Below are 22,245 nucleotides of genomic sequence, written 5' to 3'. Positions count from 1 at the left end.
TCGACGACGCGGCGAAGGCAGCGAGGCAGGAGAACGGGTATGAGTGAGGCCATTGCGGAGATCGAGGATGTGCTGGCGCTCAGCCCATTGCAGGAGGGTCTGTTCTCACTGTCCCGGCTGACCGGTGACGGGCAGGATGTGTACACCATCCCGTTCGTCATCGACATCGAAGGACCGCTGGACGCCGCACTGCTGCGCCGCTGCCTCGAGACGCTGCTGCGCCGTCACCCGAATCTGCGCGCGGTGTTCTGGGATCGGGACGTCCCCAAGCCGGTTCAGATCGTGCCGCGCCGGGTCGAATTACCGTGGACCGAACGTGCCGCGCGGGTGGAAGAACTGGACGAGGTCGAGGCCGAGGAACTGGCCCGCCCGTTCGATCTCGGTAAAGGACCGTCGCTGCGCGCCACGCTGGTGACGCTGCCGCCGGAGGACGGCGCCGCGCGGTGGCGGTTGATTCTCACGATCCACCACATCCTGCTGGACGGCTGGTCGCTGGGCGTGCTGTTCGGCGAGCTGCGGGCACTGTATTCGGCCGGGGGAGCGGCCGACGCGCTTGCCCCGGTGCGGCCGTACCGCGACTACATCGGCTGGCTCGGCGCCAAGGACATGTCGGCGGCGCAGCGTTGGTGGGCCGAGCAATTGGCCGAGCTCAGCGGCCCCCTGATGATCGCCGACGGCGGAACCGGCATGGGCCTCACCCGGGGGACGGCGTCGGCGATCGCCGAGGTCACCCGATTCATCCTGCCCGCGGACGACACCGCGCGACTGCGTGACTGGGCGCGCCGGCACGGACTGACGCTCAATTCCGTCGTGCAGTTCGCCTGGACGATCCTGCTGTCGCGGCTGACCGATCGCCGCGACGTCGTCTACGGCACCATCGTGACCGGTCGTCCGGAGCAGATCTCCGGCGTGGAACGCATGGTCGGCCTGTTCCTGAACACGATTCCCGTGGTGTTCCGAACGGATCCGGCAGCGCCGGTGGCGGCCGAATGCGCACGCCTGCAACGCGAATCCGCGGCGATGCGCGACGTCGGATATCTGAGTCTGTCCTCGGTGCAGCGCGCGGCCGGATACAGCTCGCTGTTCGACACCATGTTCGTGTTCCAGAACGCCCCCATGGACGACGTGGTCGGCGCGAACACCGTCGGTGCGGTCACGTTCCGGCCGATGATGGCCAAGAACCTGACGCACTACCCGCTCACCGTGGTCTCGCATGTGCACGGTGACGAACTGGCCGTCGTCGTGGAGGCGGTGCGCGAATCGGTGCCGTATCTGCCGGAGGACATCGGCGCGGCCATGCTGGCCGTGCTGCGGCGCCTGCCCGGCTCGGCGCGGCTGCGCACCGATGATCTCGACGTGCTGCCGGATGCGGCGCGCGCGCAGGCACGCCTGTTCGAAACCACGCCCGACGTGCCGGAACGCGACCGTGCGACAACGGTCTTCGAGCTGTTCGAGCGTCAGGCGAGCGCCACTCCCGACGCGGTCGCGCTCACCACGGACACCATCGTCGCGACCTACCGGGAGTTGTCTGAACGGGCGAAGGGCCTGGCCGGCGAACTGATCGCGCGTGGCGTCGGGCCGGAAGACGTGGTGGCCGTTCATCTGCCGCGCGGCGAGCGCGCGATCATCGCCGTGCTCGCCACGCTCGCCGCGGGCGCCGCGTATGTGCCCGTCGATGTCGCGCTGCCCACCGCCCGTGTCGAATCCATCCTGCGGCAGGCGGATCCGAAGCTGGTACTGGTCTCCGGCGGACATGGCGCCGGTCTCGACCCGGCGATCGTGCTGGACCTCGACGATTCCGCTGTCGCCGGGCGCGCTGCCGCCGTATTGCCCGCGGTCGCGCGGCATCCGGACAGCAGCGCCTACGTCATCTTCACCTCGGGCTCGACCGGCGAACCCAAGGGCGTGGTCAATTCCCACGCCGCCCTGGTCGCATACTTCGCCGACCACCGGGAACGGGTGTACCGGCCCGCGGTGCGCAGGCTGGGGCGTCCGTTGCGGATCGCGCACGCCTGGTCGCTGAGCTTCGACGCCTCGTGGCAGCCGATGGTCGGATTGCTCGACGGGCACGGCATCCACTTGTTCGACGACGCGGCCATGCGCGATGCGCAGCGCCTGGTGGAGGGGATGCGGCGGCACGGAATCGACATGATCGACACCACGCCGTCGATGTTCCGGCAGTTGGCGGCCGCCGGACTGCTCGACCGGCCGCCCGCCGTGCTCGCCCTCGGCGGCGAGGCCATCGATACCCAGCTGTGGGATCGCCTGCGCGGCCTGCCCGACGTCGCCGTGCACAACTGCTACGGCCCGACCGAGACGACCGTCGAAGCGGTGGTCGCCGACGTCACCGCCCCCGGGGCCGCCGATCTCGATGTGCCGACGATCGGCAGGCCCACCGCGGGAACGTCGGCGTACGTGCTGGATTCCGGGCTCCGGCCGGTGCCGGTCGGTGTGGTCGGTGAGCTGTATCTCGCCGGACCGCAGCTGGCCCGCGGCTACGCCGGGCGCCCCGGCGGCACGGCGGGGCGTTTCGTCGCCGACCCCTTCGCCGGTGGCAGGCGGATGTATCGCACCGGCGATCTGGTGCGCAGGCTGGCCGGCGGCAACCTCGCCTACCTGGGGCGGGCCGACGACCAGGTGAAGATCCGCGGGTACCGCGTCGAGATCGGCGAGGTCGAAACGGCTCTGCGGACCCTCCCGGGCATCGCCGCCGCCGCCGCGACCGTGGTGCGCCGCGGGGATGCGGTGACCTTGGTGGGATTCGTGGTGTGCGAACCCGGCCGCGCCGCCGAACCGGTTTCCCTGCGGTCGGCGCTGGCCGATCGTCTGCCCGCCTACATGATTCCCGCTCGCCTGGTGGCGCTGCCGCGGCTTCCGGTGAACGCCAACGGCAAACTCGACGTCCGCGAACTCGCCGTGCTCGCCGAGCACTCGCTCGCCGGCGAGAACGCCGCGGCTGCCGCCGAGCCGGAGACCGAGACCGAACGGGCGCTGACCGCGGTGCTCACCGAGGTGTTCGACGGCCGCACGCCCGGCGTCGCGGAGGACTTCTTCGCACTCGGCATGGACAGCATCGTGGCGATCTCGCTGGTGAACAAGGCCCGCAGGCACGGCATCGCGATCGACGTGCGCATGGTGCTCGCCGCGCCGACGATCCGCGATCTCGCCGCCGCGATCGACAGCCGGGCGAGCGCGGTGTCCGAGCGGGTGCCGAGCGGCGACGACTACGGGCCGGTCCTGCCGCTGCCGATCGTTTCGTGGATGCACCGACAGCCCCGGTTCCGGCGCCTGGCCCAGCATGTGCTCCTCGCCCTGCCCGAGGGCATATCCGGTGCGGATCTCGAAGCGGTGCTGCAGGCGGTGCTGGACGGACACGACACGCTGCGCTCCCGGCTGGACGAGACCGCGGACGGCCCGCGCCTGGTCACCCGTGAGCCAGGATGCGTCTCCGCCTCGGACGTGCTGACCATCCGCGAATTCGACGGTACGGCGGATGGTTTCGACGCGGTGCCGGCACAGGCCGCCCGCCTCGCATTCGACCAGCTCGACCCGGCCGCCGGAGACATGGTGCGCGCGGTGTGGTTGCGGGGCGCGCCCGGCGGCGACATCCTCTTCCTCGCCATCCACCACCTCGCGGTGGACGTGGTGTCCTGGGGAATCCTGACGGCCGATCTGGCCGCGGCGTGGGAACAGGTCGTCTCCGGCGCGGTGCCGAAGGCGATCGCCGAACCCACCTCCTACCGGCACTGGTGTCAGCTGATGTGGGAGCGGGCCGAACAGCCCGACGTGCTCGCCCAGCGCGACTACTGGGTGGAGCAGGTGAGCGGACCGGATCCCGCCGTCGGCTCGCGCAAACCGCTTCCCACCGATACGTGGGCGTCGCTGCGACTCACTTCGGCGAGCGTTCCCGCCTCGGCGACCGCGCGCATCCTCGCCACACCGACCAGGACAGACGGGGTGCGGGAATTCCTGCTGGCGGCATTGACGATGACGCTGGTGTCCTGGCGGCGCGAGCGCGGGCAGACCCACGACGCGGGAGCGCTCATCGGGCTGGAGAGCCACGGCAGGGCCGACGCGGTGGTCGGGGCCGACACTTCCGGTACCGTCGGCTGGTTCTCGGCCACCTATCCGGTCCGGCTGGGCGTGGGGGCGAACGCGATCGACGTGGAGCGTGCGCAGGCGCAACCCACACTGGCCCGCGCGCTGCTGGATTCCGTTGCCGCGCACATGGCCTCGGTGCCGGAACAGGGGCTCGATTTCGGACTGCTGCAATCGGTGCTCGCGCTACCGGAGTTGTCCGGCGCCCCCGAACCCCAGGTGGAGTTCAACTATCTGGGCCGGGTGGATCTCGGCGGGCAGGCCGATCGGACTTGGTCGATGATCACCGACCCGGCCGTGACCGCGACCCTGCCGATCGCCCCGGAACCCGAGCTGCCGCTGCGCTATTCCCTCGGCCTGATCGCCGCGGTCCACACCACCGAAGCCGGACCGCGGCTGATGATCACCTGGCGCTGGAGTGCGGCGTTGTTCACCCAGTCCGAGATGGACCGCCTGGCCGCGCTCTGGGAGCGCAGCGTCACCGCGCTTGTGGCCGCGCTCGACGAGTGTGCACCATAAAGTTATGGTAGCCTTACCTAAGTTTAGCCGATAACTGCTGCGTTGCACCAAGTATCGAACGGTTCGCGGGTTTGCTTCCGCTGTGGTTGTCGGCGGGAGTTTCGAAAGTGGGTAGCACTATGCAGCACAAACCGGGATGGATCAGAAAGTTTCACAAGCCGGATTCGCCCGAGCGGCTGCCACTGCTGATCTTTCCGCACGCCGGTGCGGGAGCGTCCGCGTATCGCACACTCTCCAAAGCGTTCAGTGCGCACTACGACGTCATCATCTTCCAATACCCCGGACGTCAGGATCGGGCCGCGGAACCGGCGTTGACCTCATTGCAGGATATCGCCGCAGGCGCTTTCGCGGAATTCCGGATGTCCCCCTACAACCGCGATGTGCCGATTGTCGCATTCGGTCACAGCATGGGCGCGCTCGTTTCCTTCGAATTCGTCGGGCTCGCCCTCGCCGCGGGCATCGATGTACGGCAGCTGACTATTTCGGCAGCGGTTGCTCCGTCCCGGGCCGAATACCGCAAGCCCACACCGGAAGACGACGACGAACTGCTCGATCACCTCATCATGCTGGAGGGCATCAGCTCCGACGTGCTCGCGAGCCGCGAGATCATGCGGCTGTCGCTGCCCGCCATCAAGGCCGATCACAAGGCTTCCGAGGCCTACCGCTGCCCGGAGACGGTGCGGGTCGCGACCAGGATCCACGCGATGGGCGGCGATCGGGATCCGATCGTCTCGATGGCCGACCTGCACGGCTGGCACCGCCACGGCGACGACGTCGAGGTCACGATGTTCGAAGGCGGGCATTTCTATCTGAACAATCACGTCGAGGCCATCGCGGAATTGCTTGCCCGGCAAGCGCATCCCGCAGCGGCGTTCTGAGAGCCGAGGATCAGCGGTGACAACAGCAACGGCGCAGGACGTCGATCACATCGTCATTTCCGGAATGGCCGTCGAGGCGCCGGGTGGGATCGACAGTCCCGGATCGTTCTGGTCCGCGCTCGAAGAGTCGAGGGAATTGGTCGGCCCCTTTCCGCGCGACCGCGGCTGGCCGATCGAGGATCTGCTGTCGGTAGCGCAGCTCGACGGGTGGGGCAATGTCTGCGACGCGGGAGGATTCCTCGACGGCGCGGCGGAATTCGATCCCGTCTTCTTCGGAATAGGCAAGCGCGAGGCGATCGCGACGGACCCGCAGCAGCGGGTCGCGCTACGCGTGGCATGGCGAGCGCTCGAGAATGCGGGAATGAATCCCGGTGCGCTCGCGGGCGAGGACGCCGGATGCTTCATCGGTTGCTCGCCGATGGAATACGGACCCATTGCGGCGGAAGTGAACGAATACACCGGTGTTCGGACCATCGGTTATGGATTGCTCAGCGCCGCCGGACGGGTGTCGCACTGCCTCGGGCTGATCGGTCCCTCGTTGGCCGTCGACGCCGCGTGCGCCTCCTCCCTCACCGCGGTTCATCTCGCCGCCGCCGCCGTGCGGGACGGGGATTGCGAATGGGCGCTGGCCGGCGCGGTCTGCGTCATGGGCGGGCCCGGCGTCTTCTACGAGTTCGCCAAGCTCAACGCGCTGTCGACCGACGGTCACTGCCGGTCCTACGCCGATGACGCCTCCGGCACGCTGTGGGGCGAGGGCGCTGGCATCGTCGTCGTCGAGCGCGAGTCGCGCGCCCGGCGCCTCGGGCACCGGATCTACGGGCGGCTGCTCGCCTCCAACCACAACCACAACGGCAAGGGCAAACCGATCCTGGTGCCGCGCACCGACGCGCAGGAGCGGCTGATCCGCAAGACCATCGCGCAGGCGGGCATCGATCCGGCCGACGTGGGCATGATCGAAGGACACGGCACCGCCACCCGCGCGGGCGATCCGGTCGAACTGATCGCATTGCAGAACACCTACGGCGCCGCGGGATCCGGCCCCTTGCTCGGCTCGGTGAAATCCAACGCCGGGCACGCGCAGGCCGCCGCGGGAATGCTGGGCCTGATCAAGCTGCTCCTCGCGGGACGAAACGGGCACATTCCACCGACCTTGTTCTCCGACAAACCCACCACCCGCGTGGATTGGGACGGGTCGAGTCTGCGGCTGGCCACGCGACTACAGCCTTGGGAACCGAAGGACGGCGTCCGCTACGGCGCGGTGTCCTCGTTCGGTGCGAGCGGATCCAACGCGCACGCGATCATCGCGATGCCCGTTCGTGAGGAGAACGACGATGTCTAGCTATCGACTGCCCGACGGGTCCATTCCGGTACTCCTGTCGGCGGATAGCGCCGCCACGCTGCGCGCGGAGGCGGCGGCCATCCTCGACTACGTCTCCGATCGTCCCGCGGTCTCCCCGGACCGGGTGGCGGACATGCTGTTCCGTACGCGGGTCGCCCGGCGGCACCGCGCCCTGCTGATGGTGACCAGCCGCGATGATCTCGTCACGGCGCTGACGGCGGTGCGCGACGGATACGACCACCCGGCCGTGGTCGCCACCGCCGAACCCGCCGTGGCGCGTCGGCTCGCCTACGTGCTGCCCGGCCAGGGCAGTCAGCGCCCCGGCATGGGCAGACTCTTCTACGACCGGGTGGAGGCGTTCCGCGCCGAGGTCGATCGCTGCGACGCGATCTTCGGTGACCGGTTCGACGAATCCCCGCTGCCGTATCTGCTCGACACCGATGCCGAGGCCGACGACAACGCCAGGATCGTCCAGCCCGCGTTGTTCATGCAGATGGTGGGCCTCGGCGCGATGTGGCGTTCGTTCGGCATCGATGCCGCTGCCACCGTCGGGCACAGCCAGGGCGAGATCGCCGCCGCCTACCTGTCGGGCACGATGACCCTCGAGGACGCGATCGTCGTCGTGGGCACCAGAGCGCGTGCGGTCGACGAGATCGCCTCCGATCGATACGCCATGGCCGTCGTCGCCGCCGACCGCGACGAGTGCGAGGACCTGTTGGCGCGCCAGTCCGGCTGGGGCCAGGTGTCGGTGGTCAACGCACCGCGCATGGTCGGCATCTCGGGCGAGCGGGAGACCGTGCAGTCCGTCGTGGACGCGCTGGCCGCACGCGGCCGGTTCGCTCGCGTCATCCGGGTCCGCTATCCGGCGCACACCAGTCTGCTCAACGAGTTCCGCGCCGTGATCCGCGACGCCGTGCACAGCAAGCTGGACAACGCCCGCTTCCTCGAATCCGAGATCGACTGCCTCGGAGCGACTCTCGGTGCGGCGATCACTCCGGATCTCCCGTTCGACGAGTACTGGTTCTGGAACCTGCGCAATCCGGTTCGCTTCGACCGGGCGATCACCGCCGCCCTCGCCCGGGAGGTCGACACTTTCGTCGAACTCGCCGAGCATCCGACATTGCAGCTGGCCGTCGAGGAGAGCCTCGCCGAATTCGCGGCCGATCGCGCCGCCACCACTGTGTGCGGCACGTCGATCCGGACGGCGACCGACCTGACCGAATTCACCAGGAATCTGGCGGTCCTGGCGGTCAATGACCTGAACTACCGGTGGGAGAGCCTGCGCGCCGATTCCGATGCCCCCGCCCGGCTGCCACTGGCGGACTTCCCGAGTGTGCGGATGAACGAGATGACACTGTGGCTTCCCCACGACGTCACCCTCGGGCGCGCCAGGTCCTCGACCGACACCCCGGCGCACCCGCAGGCTGCCCCGGCACGTCCGGAACCGGCCGCAATGGCGCAGGCCGCCCCGAAACCGCAATTGCTGGTGGAAGACTGGGTCCGGCTGGTGCGGCGGACGATGACCGCACCGCGCGCGCTCGGCATCATCGATCACACCGGGCAGTGCGCCGAACTCGCCGCCGCCCTGGTCGACTACGCGACGAATCAAGGACTCGGCGGGCGCCTGCTCGACATCGAAGCGGGCAGCGGCGACGGCGACATCGACACCTTCGTCGTGCTGCTGCCCGCGCTGCCCGAGTTGGACGGTTCCGCCGCGGTCGCGCAGGTCGCGGAGTTCCTCGGCGCGCGGCGCTGGTGGTCCAAGCCCGATGCGGGAGTGACCGAGTACTGGCTGGTCACCGTCGCCGGTGAGGCGGTCGTCCCGGGCGACGCGCCGCCACATCCGGTCCACGCGGCCGCGAGCGCCGGCTTCCGTTCGGCGAGTCCGGAATACCCGGGGGTCGCGTTCCGGCATCTGGATCTCGCCCCCGATCAGGCGAATGCGCAGGCGGTAGCGTCGATAGTCACCGCGCTGCACACGGCCGAGGAGCCCGAACTCGCGTTGCGCGAGGGCAATCTGTACGCCAAGCGGCTCATCGAAGCCGACCGCTCCGCGCTGCTGCGCGGACCGTCGCACCCGGAGAACGTCGTGATCACCGGTGGCACCGGCAGCCTCGGACTCGAGTTCTGCGAGCACGTGGTGCGCGCGGGCGCTCGCCGGGTGACGCTGGTGAGCAGGTCGGGGGAGACCGAGGCGGTCACGCGGCGACTGAGCGACCTCCGCGCGCTGGGGTCGGCCCAGATCACGGTCGTGCCTTGCGATATCGGTGACCGGGCATCCGTCACGCTGCTGGCCGACCGGCTTCGCGACGCACCGGCGCACCTCGTCGTGCACGCGGCGGCCGACAATTCGGTGATCGGCGAACTCGAACTCACCGAGATCACCCACGCTCAGGTCGAGCAAGCCATGTCCGGGAAGGTCGCGGGCATCGCGCATGTCCTCGACGCGCTGACCATGGCCGACGATTGTGAGATCGTCCTGTGCTCCTCCCTCGCCGCCACGCTCGGCGGACGCGGCACGGTCGTCTACGCGGCGGCGAACCGGATGGTCGACGCGATCGCGCGGCGCCTGACCGCCGAAGGTCTGCGCTGCGTGTCGGTGCAGTGGGGTCAGTGGGACGTCTTCGAGGGCAAGGGCAACGCCGAGCCGGCGACACTGGCCGAGGTCGGTTATCTCCCGATGACGTCGCCGGATGCCATCGCGCTCGGCCTCGGCGGCCTGCGCGGCAATGCCGTCGTCGCCGCCTTCGATTGGGATCGCGGGCGCGCGGTGCTCGGCGCCTTCGGCTACGGCCCCGTCCTGTCCGAGCTGAAGACCCCCGTGGAGCTCGCCGTCACCGCCACGCGTGCGGTTCCGGCCTCCGCCGAGGTGACCGGTCCGCCGGCGGCGGAAGCCGACGTGCCCGGCCGCATGGTGCGGTTGCTGGCCGAGATCATCGGCGCCGACGACGTGGACACGATCGACAGCGGCAAGTCGCTGGTGGCGATCGGCCTGGATTCGCTTCAGGCGCTGGAGCTGCGCAGGCGTGTCGCGAGCGAATTCCGCGCCGACGTCCCGGTGGCCGATCTCATCGGCGGCGCCTCGCTCGACGACGTGGTGAAGCTCGTCGGATCCCAGGCGGGTGGCGCGGCGCAGGCGGACGTCGGCGAGGTGGCGCGACCGACGCGGTCGGCGCCCGCGGTGCGGAGTCTGCCCTCGGGGGCGAGGGTCGCCGATCGGGTCGACAGGGCGAAAGAGGCCGCCCAGCACGCCGTGCCGATCGACTTCGACGCCGAACGCTTCCGCTCGGCGCGCCACGATATGGATCTGTTCGGATTGCGCGCCATGCTGGCCGCACTGGAACCGGCATTGTCCGGCTCCGAGGTTCGCTCCGTGGACGACATCGCGACACGGATGCGGTTCGCCCCGCGGCACCGGTGGCTGCTGCGGCAATGGTTGCAGGCGCTCGCCACGCACGGCTCTCTCGAGGGAGACGTGGATCGCGGCTACCGGTACGCGCGGCCGGTGCAGGCCCCGGCCAGGCCGAGTCTGGTGGAGGTCTGTGCGGATCTGGGATATCCGCATCCGCTCGCGACCTTCCTGAAAGCCTCCGACGACCACCTGACCGAACTGGCCCAGGACAGCATGCGCGTGCAGGAACTGCTGTTCCCCAACGGGGACATGACCACCGCCGAGGCCGCCTACCGGGACAACCTCAGCAGCCGCTACCTGAACCTGGCGGCGGGCCGGGCCGTCGCCGACCTGGCCGACGGCCTGCGCGGTGACCGCTCGCCGGTGCGTGTGCTGGAGCTGGGCGCGGGCATCGGCGGCACCACCGACGATGTCACGGCGGCACTGTCCGGGCTGCCGGTGGAGTACCACTTCACCGACGTGTCCGCCTTCTTCCTCGAGGCCGCCAAGCGGCGGTTCGCGGACTATCCGTGGATGCGGTACGGGATCGTCGACATGAACGCGGATCTGGGCGATCAACCGCGCTACGACATCGTGATCGCCGCGAACGTGCTGCACAACGCCCACGACATCGCGGTGACCCTCGGGCAGCTGCGCGATCTGCTGAATCCCGGTGGCGCGGTGGTGATCATCGAGACCTGCCACGCCCACTGCGAGCAGCTGACCTCGGTGCACTTCCTGATGTCCCCGCGGGAGGATCAGCCGCACGCCGGTCTGACCGACGTGCGCGCGGGCACCGACCGGATCTTCCTGACCGAGGCCGAATGGCGGGACCAATTGGTCGCGGCGGGTCTCGCTCCGGAGCTGGTCCTGCCCGAGGCCGACCACCCGGTCGCCCAGCTCGACCAGCGAGTTTTCCTCGCCGTACGCGGCCGGGGGTAGTGCACCGATCATGTCGGATCAGGCAAGGAGTGACAGCGCAATGGAGTCGGCACAGCAGCCGGACGGCGGGATCGGCATCACCAGGGAAGAGATCAGGGCCGCCGTGGCCGGCCAGCTCGGGGTCGCCACGGGCGACATCGCCGATCACGACGATCTCATCCAATTGGGGCTGGACTCGATTCGCACGATGAAGCTCGCCGGTGGCTGGCGCAAACGGGGCGTCGATATCAACTTCGCCCGGCTCGCGGCCAGCCCCACGGTGGACGCCTGGCACGGTCTGCTCGGCGCGCGGGAAAGCGGCCCACAGGATGAGCCGGTCGGCGAACCGGCCCCCACCGGGCCGGATACCGAGGACGCGCCGTTCCCGCTGGCAACCATGCAGCACGCCTACTGGATCGGCCGCTCCGACGAGCAGGAACTCGGCGGCGTCGCGGCCCACCTCTACGTCGAATTCGACGGCGGCCGGATCGATCCCGCACGACTCGAGCGCGCGGTGGCCCGCCTGGTCGCGGCTCACCCGATGCTGCGCACCCGGTTCCTGCCCGACGGCACCCAGCAGGCCATGCCCGAGCCCGGCAGGCCGGTCTTCACGGTGGTCGATCTGCGATCGCACGCGCCGGAAGCGGCCGAGGCCGCGCTGGCCGAACTGCGCGACCGGAAGACCCATCAGCGCTTGGCCATCGAGGACGGTCAGGTCATCGACATCACACTCACGCTGTGCGACGAGAACAGCACCCGCCTGCATCTCGACGTCGACATGCTGGCCGGTGACGCGATGAGCTACCGGGTGCTGATCTCCGAACTCGCCGAGCTGTACCACGGCGCCACCGTGCCCGCCCCCGGTTACACCTACCGGCGCTACCGCACCGAACGTCAGGAAGACACCGCCGCCCGCGAGCGCGACCGGCAGTGGTGGCAGCAGCGGTTGCCGGAGCTGCCGGGCGCACCGGAGCTTCCGACGGTACCGGTCGGCGAGCGCGGTGAACCGCACCGCACGGTGCGCTATGACCACTGGCTCGCGCCGGAGGCCAAGCAGCGACTGCTCGCCGCGGCCCATCAGCGCGGAATCACCCCTGCGATGGCGCTGGCGGCGGTATTCGCCGAAACCATCGGAGGCTGGTCGGCGCAGAGCCGGTTCCTGCTGAACGTCCCGCTGTTCCATCGCGAACCGGTGCACCCCGAAATCGACCGGGTGATCGGCGATTTCACCTCGTCGATCATGCTGGAGGTGGATGTCACCGAGAACATGTCGGTGGCCGACCGGGCCCGTGCCCTGCAACGCAGCATGCACGACAGCGGCGCGCACACGGCCTATTCCGGGCTCGAGGTGCTACGTGATCTGGGCAGGCATCGCGGCGAGCCGGTGCTGGCGCCGGTGGTGTACACCAGCGCGCTGAATCTGGGCGAGCTGTTCGCCGACCGGGTGCGGGAAACCTTCGGCGATCCGGTGTGGATCATCTCGCAGGGCCCGCAGGTGCTGCTGGACGCTCAGGTCACCGAGGTGCGCGGCGGACTGCTGCTCAATTGGGACGTCCGCGAATCGGCTTTCCCCGCGGGAATGATCGACGCCATGTTCGCGTGCTACACGCAGGCGATCGGCCGCCTCGGCGACGGCGACGCGGGCTGGAACGCGGAGGCCGCGGTGCGACTGCCCGTGGCCCAGGCGGAGGTGCGCGCGGCGGTCAACGCCACCGACGGGCCGGTCAGCGGTCGCTGCCTGCACCAGGGATTCTTCGACCACGCCGCCGCGAACCCCGCCGCGCCCGCGGTGGTGTGGGGTCTCGGCGCCCAGCCGGGCGAATGGACCTACGGCGAACTCGCGGCGCGCGCTCTCGCCGTCGCCGGTGCGCTGCACGATGAGGGGGTGCGGCCCGGTGACGCGGTGGCGGTCCAGCTTCCCAAGGGGCCGGATCAGATCCTCGCGGTGCTCGGTGTGCTGGCCGCGGGCGCGACCTATGTGCCCATCGGGTTCGACCAGCCTGCCGGCAGGCGTGCCGAGATCCTGCGAACCGGTGCGATCGTCGCGGCGGTGACCGTTCCCGGCGGCGACATGGGCGTGCCGATCCCGTGCGTCCGCATCGATGCGGCACGCGAGCATCCGCACCCGCTGGCCGCGCCGGTCTACCCCGACACCGAAGCGATCGCCTACGTGATCTTCACTTCCGGCTCCACCGGCGTGCCCAAGGGCGTCGACGTGCCGCATCGGGGCGCGATGAACACCATCGATGCGGTGAACGAGTGGTTCGAGGTCGGCAGCGGTGATCGCGTTCTGGCTCTGTCGGCCTTGGAGTTCGACGCGTCGGTCTACGACATCTTCGGCATGTTCTCCGTCGGCGGCTCGGTGGTCGCGGTCGATCCCGAACAGCGCGCCGAAGCCACCACGTGGGTGGAATTGCTTCGCCGTCATCGTGTTTCGATCCTGAACTGCGTGCCCAGCATGCTCGACATGATCCTGGAGATCGGCGGCGATCAGCTGGGCGATTCGTTGCGCGCGGTCACTCTCGGCGGCGACTGGGTCGGCGCGGATCTGGCGCGCAGGCTGGCCGCCCAGGTGCCGGGCTGCCGCTTCTCGGGGCTCGGCGGCGCCACCGAGACCTCGATCCACAACACCATCTGCGAGGTAGTGGGGGAGCCGCCCGCGGAGTGGGTGACGGTGCCGTTCGGCGTTCCGCTGCGCAATGTCCGATGCCGCGTGGTCTCACCGGCCGGGCGCGACTGCCCCGACTGGGTGCCCGGGGAATTCTGGGTCGGCGGTGCGAATGTCGCGGCGGGTTACCGGAACGATCCCGAGCGCACCGCCGAACGATTCGTGGATTACGAGGGCATCCGGTGGTACAAGACCGGTGACATGGCTCGGTACCGGCCCGACGGAATCATCGAATTCCTCGGTCGCGCAGACCATCAAGTGCAGATCCGGGGCTACCGGGTGGAACTCGGCGAGGTGGAGAGCGCGTTGCGCACGGTGCCCGGCGTGCGCCATGCCGTCGCGGCGGTCGTCGGTGGAAGCGCGCCCAAACTGGTGGCGGCAGTAGCCGGTGATCAGGACGACATCGGCGACATCACCGCCGCCGTCGCGGATCTGCTGCCCGCCTACATGATTCCCGCCCGGGTGGAATTCCTGGAGCGGATGCCGCTGACCGGCAACGGCAAACTGGACCGGCGGGCAGTGGTCGCGCTGCTCGAACCGGGCGCGGGAACTGTCGAGAACAGCGCCCCCCGCGACGACGTCGAGGCCGCGCTCGCCGACATCGTGGCCGGGGTGCTCGGGGTGGACGCCGTCGGCGTGCACGACGACTTCTTCGCTCTCGGCGGCGATTCGGTGCTGGCCACCACGGTCATCGCGCGGGTGCGCGAATGGCTGGAGACCGACCACGCGCTGGTCGCGGACGTCTTCGCGACGCGAACCGTGGCGGGCTTGGCCGGGCGACTCACCCGGCGGGAAGCCGATCGCGGCATCCCGGATCGGCTGCCCGCGGTCGCGCGCCTCTATCTGGAGGTCGCGGCGATGAGCGACGAGGAGATCCTGGCCCAGGCGTGAGGGGAGAGCGATGGTCGAGTGGCCTCGTAGCCGGCCGGCCCCTATCGTTCGAATCATGAACGCTCCGGCTGTGACCGACGATATCGGGATCGCCCAGCGGGTTTCGCGGAAATGACGGCGGTGCCGCTGGCCCCCACGGTGGCAGTCACCTGTCTCGCCGTTCTCGTCGCGGTCCTGCGCTGGATCTTCGTCCGTGACAGCGCGACCGACCGCCTGATCAACCGGGCGCTGGGCTGCGCCGGGATCGGCATGCTCCTCGCGGTCGTGACGGTTCGATTCGCCGTCCCGGCAATCGTCACGCACCTGGGGGCGATGGTCGGATTCCTCACCGCGGGCAGTGTATTCGGCGTCGCACGCCTGCTGGCCGGCGCGGATCCCCGTGACGCCCCTCGGCGGCAGCGCCGATACGACGTGGTCGCGGTCGCGGCGGGCGGGATCACCGTGCTGATCGATGTGGCGACAGCCCTGAGTCTGCTGCCGGCCGAGACCTCCGCACGGTGGTACACCCTCAGCGCCGCCGCGACCTGCCTGCCGCTGGCCGCCGCGGGTTTCCTGCTCATACGCGCGGGGGTGGTCGAGATTCGTTCCGCCGGGACTTCGATCACCCAGCGGCTCACCTACCTCGCCCTGAGCGGCGTCGGCGCCTTCTGGATCTGTTATGCGGTGCTCGTGCTGGGGCGAAGCCTCATGGGCGTCTCGCCGACCGATCAGGGCGAAGGATGGTCGCTGAGTGGATTCGCCTTCTTCGCCGTCATCACGGCGCTGCTGGCGATACCTCTGGTGCGCATGCTGCTGGTCCGCCTCGGCTGGGATCGGGACAGCCGCGATTGCCGCACGTTGCTACCACTTTGGACCGATCTCACCGCCGCCGTCCCGCAGGTCGTGCTGGTGGACGACGACCACCGCCGCGGCCCGGCGCTGCGCCGCTACCGGATGGCGATCGAGATCCGCGACGCACTGCTGCAACTGCGCAGGCATGCGCCCGGTTATCCGCCCGACGACGTCCGCGGCAGCACACTGCGCATCGTGCGCGACGCCGAGGCCGGACTCGTCACCGTCTCCGGCGCGGATGCCACCGCCGGTCACGACCTGGAACTGCGTTACCTGCTGGATCTGGCGATCCGGTGGCCGAAGGCGAAGCGCGCGTACCTCGCCGCCGACGGGTCACCGCGGCTCAGCGCCGCGCGGGGGAACCGATGATGATGCTGCCGACGCTGCACTCCTCGAGTTCGTCGACACCGGCGGCGTCCACGAATGCCGCGGTGTCGCCGAATCCTTGGGCGCACGCGCCCAGACCCATGGCAGTCGCCGCCAGATAGATGGTCTGCATCAGCACGCCGACGTGTTTGAGTATGACGGCGTAGGAGACCTGCTCATAGGTCCACATGACCCGTCCGGACCGGGCGCCCATCACGAGGAGCACCTGCGGTTCGGCGCCGTCGGACAAGGTCGCCGAGGTGGACTTCACCAGTTTGGCCACCGCCGGGCTGTCGGCGGCGGCCACCGGCCGCAGCACGTGCTCCACCGAGTCGTAGTGGTACATGCCGGGTGCGAGCCCCACGACATTGCGCACCACCGGATACAGCTCGAGTTCATAGACGCTGCCCCCGCTGGGGTAGGGCTTCGACACCAGTTCCTCGCCCTCGACCTCCGAGCGGATGCTCCTGGTGCGAGCCGTGCGATAGAGCAGCTCACCCAGTTGGGCCGCGGTGATCGGGTCGGCGTCGTCGAAAGCACGGGTGGAGACCCTGTCCTCGAGCACCGCGGTCAGCGTCGGGTCGGCCTCGCGGAGTGCGGCCAGGTCGGGCGCGGGCAGCGTGACCGGCTCGCCCGGATAGGCCGCTTTGCGGGCGGGCGGCTGAGGGAACCGGCCTTTCGCCCATTTGGTCGGTCCGAAACGCTCCCACGTGACGGTGCGTTCGCCGAGAGTACTGCGGCGGTGGAACCACAGGTCCGGCGCACTCCAGCTGCGGGTGGTGAACGCGCGCTCCTCGGCGTCGGGGTCGGCGACGAAGAATCCGCACCGGTACAGATCGTCGGCGAACCGCGTCTTCACCGCGACCGGCAGGGTGCTGTCGGCCGCGCCCGGCCCGTCGAGCAGTGCGAGCAGCCGCGGGTCGTGGATGCGCACATCGCACCACGACAGCGGATGCTCGAGCACGAAGCCGTCCGGATCACGATGCAGCACCGCGAATTTCGACAGCGTCGCCGACCACGCGGGCCTGCTGTCGAGCTGCGGGCGCGGCAGGCCGAACGGCTGCACGCTGTAGAGGTCGCGGCCGCCGTCGCGGACCGTCACGGACAACCAGCCCGCCGCGGCCAGCCGTTCCATCAGCTCGGTCACATCGTCGCTCCCCGCGGCCCGGGAGAGTTCGGCGACGCTCGCCTGCCCCCGGTTGAGGGTCTTGAGCGCGAGCAGTTGTCCATTCGTCAGGCCGGTGAGTTTCTCCTTGTGCGGAGGATTGAGCAGCACCGCACCGGCGGGCGTGGTCAGGCAGGTGGCCCCGGCCCGCAACGTGAGCCGGGTCTGATCGGAGAGGGTGAGGATGGACACGGCAGGCGACTCTTACTTGGCCGCCACGGCCAGCGCCGGGCTCAGCTTGTCGAGGATGTAGGGCACCGACAGCGCGGTCGGCTGATTCACCGCGGTGATCTCCTGGGTGGTCAAGAACACCACCGAGCCCTTCTTCACGGCGGGTAGACCGGCGTATCCCGGCAGCTGGCGGTACTTTTCGTCCATGCTCCCCGAGTAGCCCGCCAGCAGCAGGTCGGCGGTGATCTCGTCGATGCGTTCGGTCGAGAGCGCGAGGCGGCCCTGGCTGGAGGGCTGCTCGACCAGATTCCGTGGGATGCTCATGCCGAGCTGCCCGAAGACGCGGGCCGAGCCGTCGTTGGGGTCGGTGAGCACCATCAGCTGCGAGGGGCTGCCCAGCCAGGTGCTGGCGAAGGTCTTGCCCTTCAATCCGGGGTTGGCTGCGACGATCCCGGCGATCTTGTCGTCGACGCTCGCGATCACCTTGGCGGCGGCATCCTGCTTACCGAGGATCTTGCCCAGCGTGGTGACCTGTTCCTGCCACGTTCCGACCGTGTCCTTGCTCAGACCGGGCACGGTGGGCGCGACATGGGACAGTTCGTCGTAGGTCTTCTGATCCGCGATGAACGGATCCACCAGGATCAGGTCCGGCTCGAGCGCGGCGACCTGCTCGGAGAGGTTGGCGGTGCTGCTGATCGACTTGGCCGAGCCGAGCTTGTCCGGCTGCCAGGGCGTGACCGATCTCGAGGCGATGGCGACATTGTCGATGTAGCCGATCGGGACGGCGTCGAGGGCGAGAGTGGTGTCGAGCCACTGGTTTCCGAGGGCGACGATCTTCTTCGGGGTGCCTTCGACGGTGGTCGAGCCCCTGGCGTGGGTGATCGTGATCGACTCTCCGCCGGAACCGGCGTCGTCGGTGCTCGATCCGCAGCCCGCCGAGCCGAGGGCGAGCGCGCCCGCCAGTGCCGCCACCGCCGTGCGCGCCAGTGCGCGCCGGGTCCGAACAGCCTTCATCGTTGCACCCTCCTTCGCCGAGGAACGCCCTCGATCCGGCTCCGTTGAGCCCGACTCAGCATAAGTCAGCCAAGGCTAACCTATCCAGCCGAACGCCAACCCTGCCTCTTGTTTATTAGATCTGCTAACTATATTGTTCGCCGATGTAATCACTTCCGAGGAGACGCCGTGCCGAATCCCTCCACCGATCTCGACCCGGGCGATGTCCGCACGATCCGGCGGCGCATGCGCTACGACCGGAATCATCCGCGCTACAAGTGGATCGTCCTGACCAACACGACGCTCGGCGTCCTGCTCACCGCGATCAACTCCTCGATCGTGCTGATCTCGCTGCCCGCGATCTTCCGTGGCGTGGGACTGAATCCGCTGGATCCGGGCAACGTCGGCTACCTGCTGTGGATGCTGATGGGGTACCTGCTGGCCACCGCCGTGCTGGTGGTGATGTTCGGGCGGCTCGGCGACATCTTCGGCCGGGTGCGGGTCTACAACCTCGGCTTCACGGTCTTCGCGCTGTCGGCGGTCGCGCTGTCGTTCGATCCGTGGCACGGTGGCGCCGGGGCGCTGTGGATCATCGTCTGGCGCGTGATCCAAGGTGTCGGCGGCGCGATGCTGACGGCCAACTCCTCCGCCATCCTCACCGACGCTTTCCCCGCCGAACAGCGCGGCACCGCGCTCGGCATCAACATGGTCGCCGCGGTGGCGGGTTCGTTCTTCGGTCTGCTGATCGGCGGCGTGCTGTCGGAATGGGATTGGCGTGCGGTGTTCTGGGTGAGCGTCCCGATCGCCGTCCTCGGCGCGGTCTGGTCCTACCGGTCGCTGCACGAGGTCGGGATCCGGTCCCTGGGCAAGGTCGATTGGGCGGGCACCCTCACCTTCGGCCTCGGACTCACGGCATTGCTCACCGGCATCACCTACGGCATCCAGCCCTACGGCGGGCACGCCACCGGCTGGACCAGTCCGTGGGTGCTGTCCGCGGTGCTCGGCGGCATCGTGGTGCTCGGAGTCTTCTGCGTGGTCGAGAACCGGGTCGCCGATCCGATGTTCCAGCTGAAGCTGTTCGCCAACCGGGCGTTCGGGCTGGGCAATTTCGCCAATCTGCTGGTCTCGATCGGACGCGGCGGCATGCAATTCATGCTGATCATCTGGTTGCAGGGCATCTGGCTTCCGCTGCACGGCTACGACTTCGAGTCCACTCCGCTCTGGGCCGGTATCTACCTGCTGCCGTTGACCATCGGGTTCCTTGCCGCAGGGCCGCTGTCGGGCTGGCTGTCCGACCGCTACGGCCCCCGCCCGTTCACCACCGGCGGCGCCGTGCTGACCGGTATTACGTTCCTCCTGCTGCTGGTCATCCCGGTCGATTTCGACTACCGGCTGTTCGCGTTGATCATCCTGGTGAACGGGATCGGCAGCGGGTTGTTCTTCTCCCCGAACACCGCGGCCATCATGTCGAGCGTTCCCGCCGCCCAGCGCGGTGCGGCCTCCGGTATGCGCGGCACGCTCTTCAACGGCGGCAACGCCCTGTCGATGGGAATCTTCTTCTCTCTCATGGTCGTCGGCTTGGCGGCGAGTCTGCCCTCGGCGCTCGACCACGGTCTGCGCACGCAAGGCGTCTCCGCCTCAGCGGCCGCCGAACTGGCCGCGATGCCACCGGTGGCGAGCTTGTTCGCGGCATTTCTCGGATTCAACCCGATCCAGGAGTTGCTCGGCCCGTCGGGTGAACTCGGCAAGCCCGGCGTCGATGCCGCGACCCTCACCGGGCAGGAGTTCTTCCCGAACCTGCTCACCGGTCCGTTCCACTCCGGGTTGGTCGTGGTGTTCGTCTCGGCGGCCGTGATGATGTTCCTGGCCGCCGTGGCGTCGTGGTTCATCGGCGACGACTACGTCTACGACGAGGCGGCCGCGCTCGCCGAGGGGGACAAGACGGCGGATTCGGATGAGTCGACGGTCGTGGTGCCCGCGCGCTGATCCGGTTCGCGGTGGTCGCGCACCGTCTCGAGGATCTACAGTCACCACGGTGGACGCTGTACCGGTCTGGTTGGTGATCGCGGTCGTCGTCTTCGTCGTGCCCATGACGATCGGGCGGTGGATCTTCGTCAACGATACGACCTCCGACCGGTTGATCAACCGCACGTGGAGCTGGGACCTGACCGGCGTTCTGCTGTACGAACTCATGGCAGCGCTGGGTCATCCGTACTTGGCCAAGTGCCTCTACCTGGGGCCGGGCATGATCGCACTCTCGGGTTTCTACGGCCTGGCCCGGCTGGTCGACGGCGCCGACGCGAAGGGCGCGCGAGCGCGTCAGCGCCGATACGACTCGATCGCCGTCGCCGTCGCCGTGTCTCTGATCGTCGGCGCACCGGTCGCGCACAGCATGTTCCACTTCGACTACACCGAACTCGTCTGGACCTTGTCGGGGATTCCCGGATCCTTGTCGGGATTTCTCTTCGCCCGCGCCTGCGTTCGCGAACTGCGTGTCGCGGACTCCCCGGTAAGGGAGAAGTTCACCTACGCTCTGTTGCTGGCGTTCGCGCTCTATTGGACGATCTCGTGGCCGATCCTGCTCGTTCGATCACTCGCGGGCACGCCGCCGAGCCGACCCGGGACGGTGGCGGCCGTAGTGGCGGTCCTCATGCTGGCTGCCATCACGCTGCTGACGGCGATCCCGCTGGTCACTGTGCTGGTGGCGCGGGCAGGCTGGGACCGGGCCGGCCGCATCTGCCGCCGCCTGCGCCCGCTGTGGTGCGAGTTGACCGCCGCGGTACCGGAAGTCGTTCTGCTGGACGACCCTTCCGCACCGCGGGATTCCGCCTCGCGGCTCTATCGGATGACCGTCGAGATCTGGGACGCGCTGCTGCACTTGAAGCCGTACGCCCCCGACGCGTCCGAACTCGGCTCGCCCAGCGTCACCGCGGACAACGTGCGCGCCTACGCGCTTCGAGCGGCCGGGGCCGCCCGGGCGAAGCGGCACGGCAGCACGCCTGCCCCCAGTTCCTCCGCTCGCGGCGAGGTGCGGGCCGGAAGACGCGATCGCAGGGCGGAGCTGGAGTTCTTGATCGGATTGGCTCGCGAATGGCCGAAGGCGGCAGCCGTGGTCGGCTACGGAATGGAGACGCCGCACGCGGCCGCCACCGCGGCGGTATCCCAGTAGAAGGGCCGCACCTCGGCGATGCGGCCGTCTACGACGGTGATCGTTAACCGCTCCATGCCGTCGTGGCCGCGCCAGGTTCCGCCATACGGCAGGTTCTCGGCCTGATGAAGCACCACCGAAGCGTGGAAGAACGGAGCCAGCGGATCGAAGGAGGCGCTGCCCGGTCCGCCGGCCGCCAGGTATTCCGCTTCCGCGGCATACATTCCGGTCAGAACGGTCGTCGAGTCGGTCGTGATCGGTGTCATGCGGCCAGTCTGGCTGCCCGGCGGCAGCGGGACCGGCGGTAATCGGTCGTCGCGGTACAGGGTTGTTCCCGCGCACGCGGCCCGTGCGCGGAAACAGCGGCGACTCATCGCGCGGCGACCGGCTCCTGGCGGGTGTCGTGACGCAGGCCGATGGACATGATGTCGGAGGGTTCGTCGAGTTCGATGCGATGCCAACGGTTCCGAGGGACCACGAAGGCGGTGCCCGGCGTGAGGCGGACCATCGTCTCGTCGTCGCCCGCGTGCTCCGGTCGCAGGTAGAGGCGCAGCGCGCCGGTCAGGCAGCACACCGCTTCGTCACTGCCGGGATGGACTTCCCAGTGGTCGGCGTGCACCTCGGCGTCGGATTCGACGTGGAACGTCGCGAGCTGCCAGTCGCCGTCGCCGGTGGCCATCCGGCGTTCACCGGTCGCTACCCGGCCGTCGCGGCCGAAATTGATCGCGCGGCCGAACAAGTCGATCGAGGTCTGGTTCATGTTGTGTCCCTTTCGATGTGATGGGTGGGGATACTTCGGTTGTTCGGCTTCCAGGCGCTCCGCACAGTGGTCGCGAGAGCCGCTCGATGATCGCGCCCGCGGAGCC

The 22,245-nt window shown here is 69.1% G+C and carries 12 protein-coding genes; 8 read left to right on the top strand and 4 right to left on the bottom strand.

Annotated elements, in window-relative coordinates:
* Positions 1–39 precede the first annotated feature (39 nt).
* The 6 genes from NG1_RS16805 (at position 40) to NG1_RS16780 (ending at position 15,905) form a co-directional block, all read left to right on the top strand.
* Positions 40–4,617 carry a non-ribosomal peptide synthetase gene (locus NG1_RS16805; protein ID WP_062971886.1) on the top strand — a complete coding sequence of 1,526 codons (4,578 nt, stop codon included), beginning with the start codon at positions 40–42 and terminating at the stop codon, positions 4,615–4,617.
* Between the two features lie 119 nt (positions 4,618–4,736).
* On the top strand, positions 4,737–5,495 hold the full coding sequence (locus tag NG1_RS16800) for a thioesterase II family protein (RefSeq protein ID WP_062971884.1): 759 nt from the start codon (positions 4,737–4,739) through the stop codon (positions 5,493–5,495).
* A 16-nt stretch (positions 5,496–5,511) separates the two neighbouring features.
* A complete protein-coding gene (locus tag NG1_RS16795; RefSeq protein WP_084498979.1) occupies positions 5,512–6,834 on the top strand; it encodes a beta-ketoacyl [acyl carrier protein] synthase domain-containing protein in 1,323 nt (440 codons plus the stop codon).
* Entirely contained in the window at positions 6,827–11,167 is a 4,341-nt protein-coding gene (gene nbtC, locus NG1_RS16790; RefSeq protein ID WP_062971880.1) for a nocobactin polyketide synthase NbtC, read from the top strand. Before NG1_RS16795 ends, nbtC begins: the two co-directional genes overlap by 8 nt.
* Before the next feature lie 40 nt (positions 11,168–11,207).
* Positions 11,208–14,705 (top strand): non-ribosomal peptide synthetase, encoded by a 3,498-nt coding sequence (locus tag NG1_RS16785; protein ID WP_062971878.1) that lies wholly within the window; start codon positions 11,208–11,210, stop codon positions 14,703–14,705.
* 111 nt (positions 14,706–14,816) lie between these two features.
* On the top strand, positions 14,817–15,905 hold the full coding sequence (locus NG1_RS16780) for a DUF6545 domain-containing protein (RefSeq protein ID WP_062971876.1): 1,089 nt from the start codon (positions 14,817–14,819) through the stop codon (positions 15,903–15,905).
* Here NG1_RS16780 and NG1_RS16775 read toward each other — a convergent pair.
* Together NG1_RS16775 and NG1_RS16770 are read right to left on the bottom strand one after the other, a co-directional pair.
* A complete protein-coding gene (locus tag NG1_RS16775; RefSeq protein ID WP_062971874.1) occupies positions 15,880–17,259 on the bottom strand; it encodes a SagB family peptide dehydrogenase in 1,380 nt (459 codons plus the stop codon). The two genes, NG1_RS16780 and NG1_RS16775, sit on opposite strands and share 26 nt — an antisense overlap.
* Positions 17,260–17,271: 12 nt before the next feature.
* A complete protein-coding gene (locus NG1_RS16770; protein WP_062971872.1) occupies positions 17,272–18,252 on the bottom strand; it encodes an ABC transporter substrate-binding protein in 981 nt (326 codons plus the stop codon).
* A 225-nt stretch (positions 18,253–18,477) separates the two neighbouring features.
* Here NG1_RS16770 and NG1_RS16765 point away from each other — a divergent pair, with 225 nt between their 5' ends.
* Positions 18,478–20,217 (top strand): MFS transporter, encoded by a 1,740-nt coding sequence (locus NG1_RS16765; RefSeq protein WP_084498987.1) that lies wholly within the window; start codon positions 18,478–18,480, stop codon positions 20,215–20,217.
* 49 nt (positions 20,218–20,266) lie between these two features.
* Positions 20,267–21,400, top strand: a complete 1,134-nt coding sequence (locus NG1_RS16760; RefSeq protein WP_062971869.1) for a DUF6545 domain-containing protein — start codon at positions 20,267–20,269, stop codon at positions 21,398–21,400.
* Here the strand turns inward: NG1_RS16760 and NG1_RS16755 are convergent.
* Together NG1_RS16755 and NG1_RS16750 are read right to left on the bottom strand one after the other, a co-directional pair.
* Positions 21,349–21,645, bottom strand: a complete 297-nt coding sequence (locus NG1_RS16755; protein ID WP_062971863.1) for a hypothetical protein — start codon at positions 21,643–21,645, stop codon at positions 21,349–21,351. The two genes, NG1_RS16760 and NG1_RS16755, sit on opposite strands and share 52 nt — an antisense overlap.
* A 104-nt stretch (positions 21,646–21,749) precedes the next feature.
* Positions 21,750–22,139 (bottom strand): cupin domain-containing protein, encoded by a 390-nt coding sequence (locus NG1_RS16750; RefSeq protein ID WP_062971861.1) that lies wholly within the window; start codon positions 22,137–22,139, stop codon positions 21,750–21,752.
* Between the last annotated feature and the right edge of the window lie 106 nt (positions 22,140–22,245).

This window comes from Nocardia gamkensis NBRC 108242, from assembly GCF_001612985.1.
In the GTDB taxonomy this organism is placed as follows: domain Bacteria; phylum Actinomycetota; class Actinomycetes; order Mycobacteriales; family Mycobacteriaceae; genus Nocardia; species Nocardia gamkensis.
This window is presented reverse-complemented; position numbering and strand designations above follow the sequence as displayed.

What these genes read in the sequence shown, in the direction of transcription:
- NG1_RS16785 (WP_062971878.1), top strand. Translation starts at nt 11,208, where the DNA reads ATGGAGTCGGCACAGCAGCCGGACGGCGGGATCGGCATCACCAGGGAA.
- NG1_RS16750 (WP_062971861.1), bottom strand. Translation starts at nt 22,139, where the DNA reads ATGAACCAGACCTCGATCGACTTGTTCGGCCGCGCGATCAATTTCGGC.
- NG1_RS16755 (WP_062971863.1), bottom strand. Translation starts at nt 21,645, where the DNA reads ATGACACCGATCACGACCGACTCGACGACCGTTCTGACCGGAATGTAT.
- NG1_RS16765 (WP_084498987.1), top strand. Translation starts at nt 18,478, where the DNA reads ATGCGCTACGACCGGAATCATCCGCGCTACAAGTGGATCGTCCTGACC.
- NG1_RS16770 (WP_062971872.1), bottom strand. Translation starts at nt 18,252, where the DNA reads ATGAAGGCTGTTCGGACCCGGCGCGCACTGGCGCGCACGGCGGTGGCG.
- NG1_RS16800 (WP_062971884.1), top strand. Translation starts at nt 4,737, where the DNA reads ATGCAGCACAAACCGGGATGGATCAGAAAGTTTCACAAGCCGGATTCG.
- nbtC (WP_062971880.1), top strand. Translation starts at nt 6,827, where the DNA reads ATGTCTAGCTATCGACTGCCCGACGGGTCCATTCCGGTACTCCTGTCG.
- NG1_RS16805 (WP_062971886.1), top strand. Translation starts at nt 40, where the DNA reads ATGAGTGAGGCCATTGCGGAGATCGAGGATGTGCTGGCGCTCAGCCCA.
- NG1_RS16780 (WP_062971876.1), top strand. Translation starts at nt 14,817, where the DNA reads ATGACGGCGGTGCCGCTGGCCCCCACGGTGGCAGTCACCTGTCTCGCC.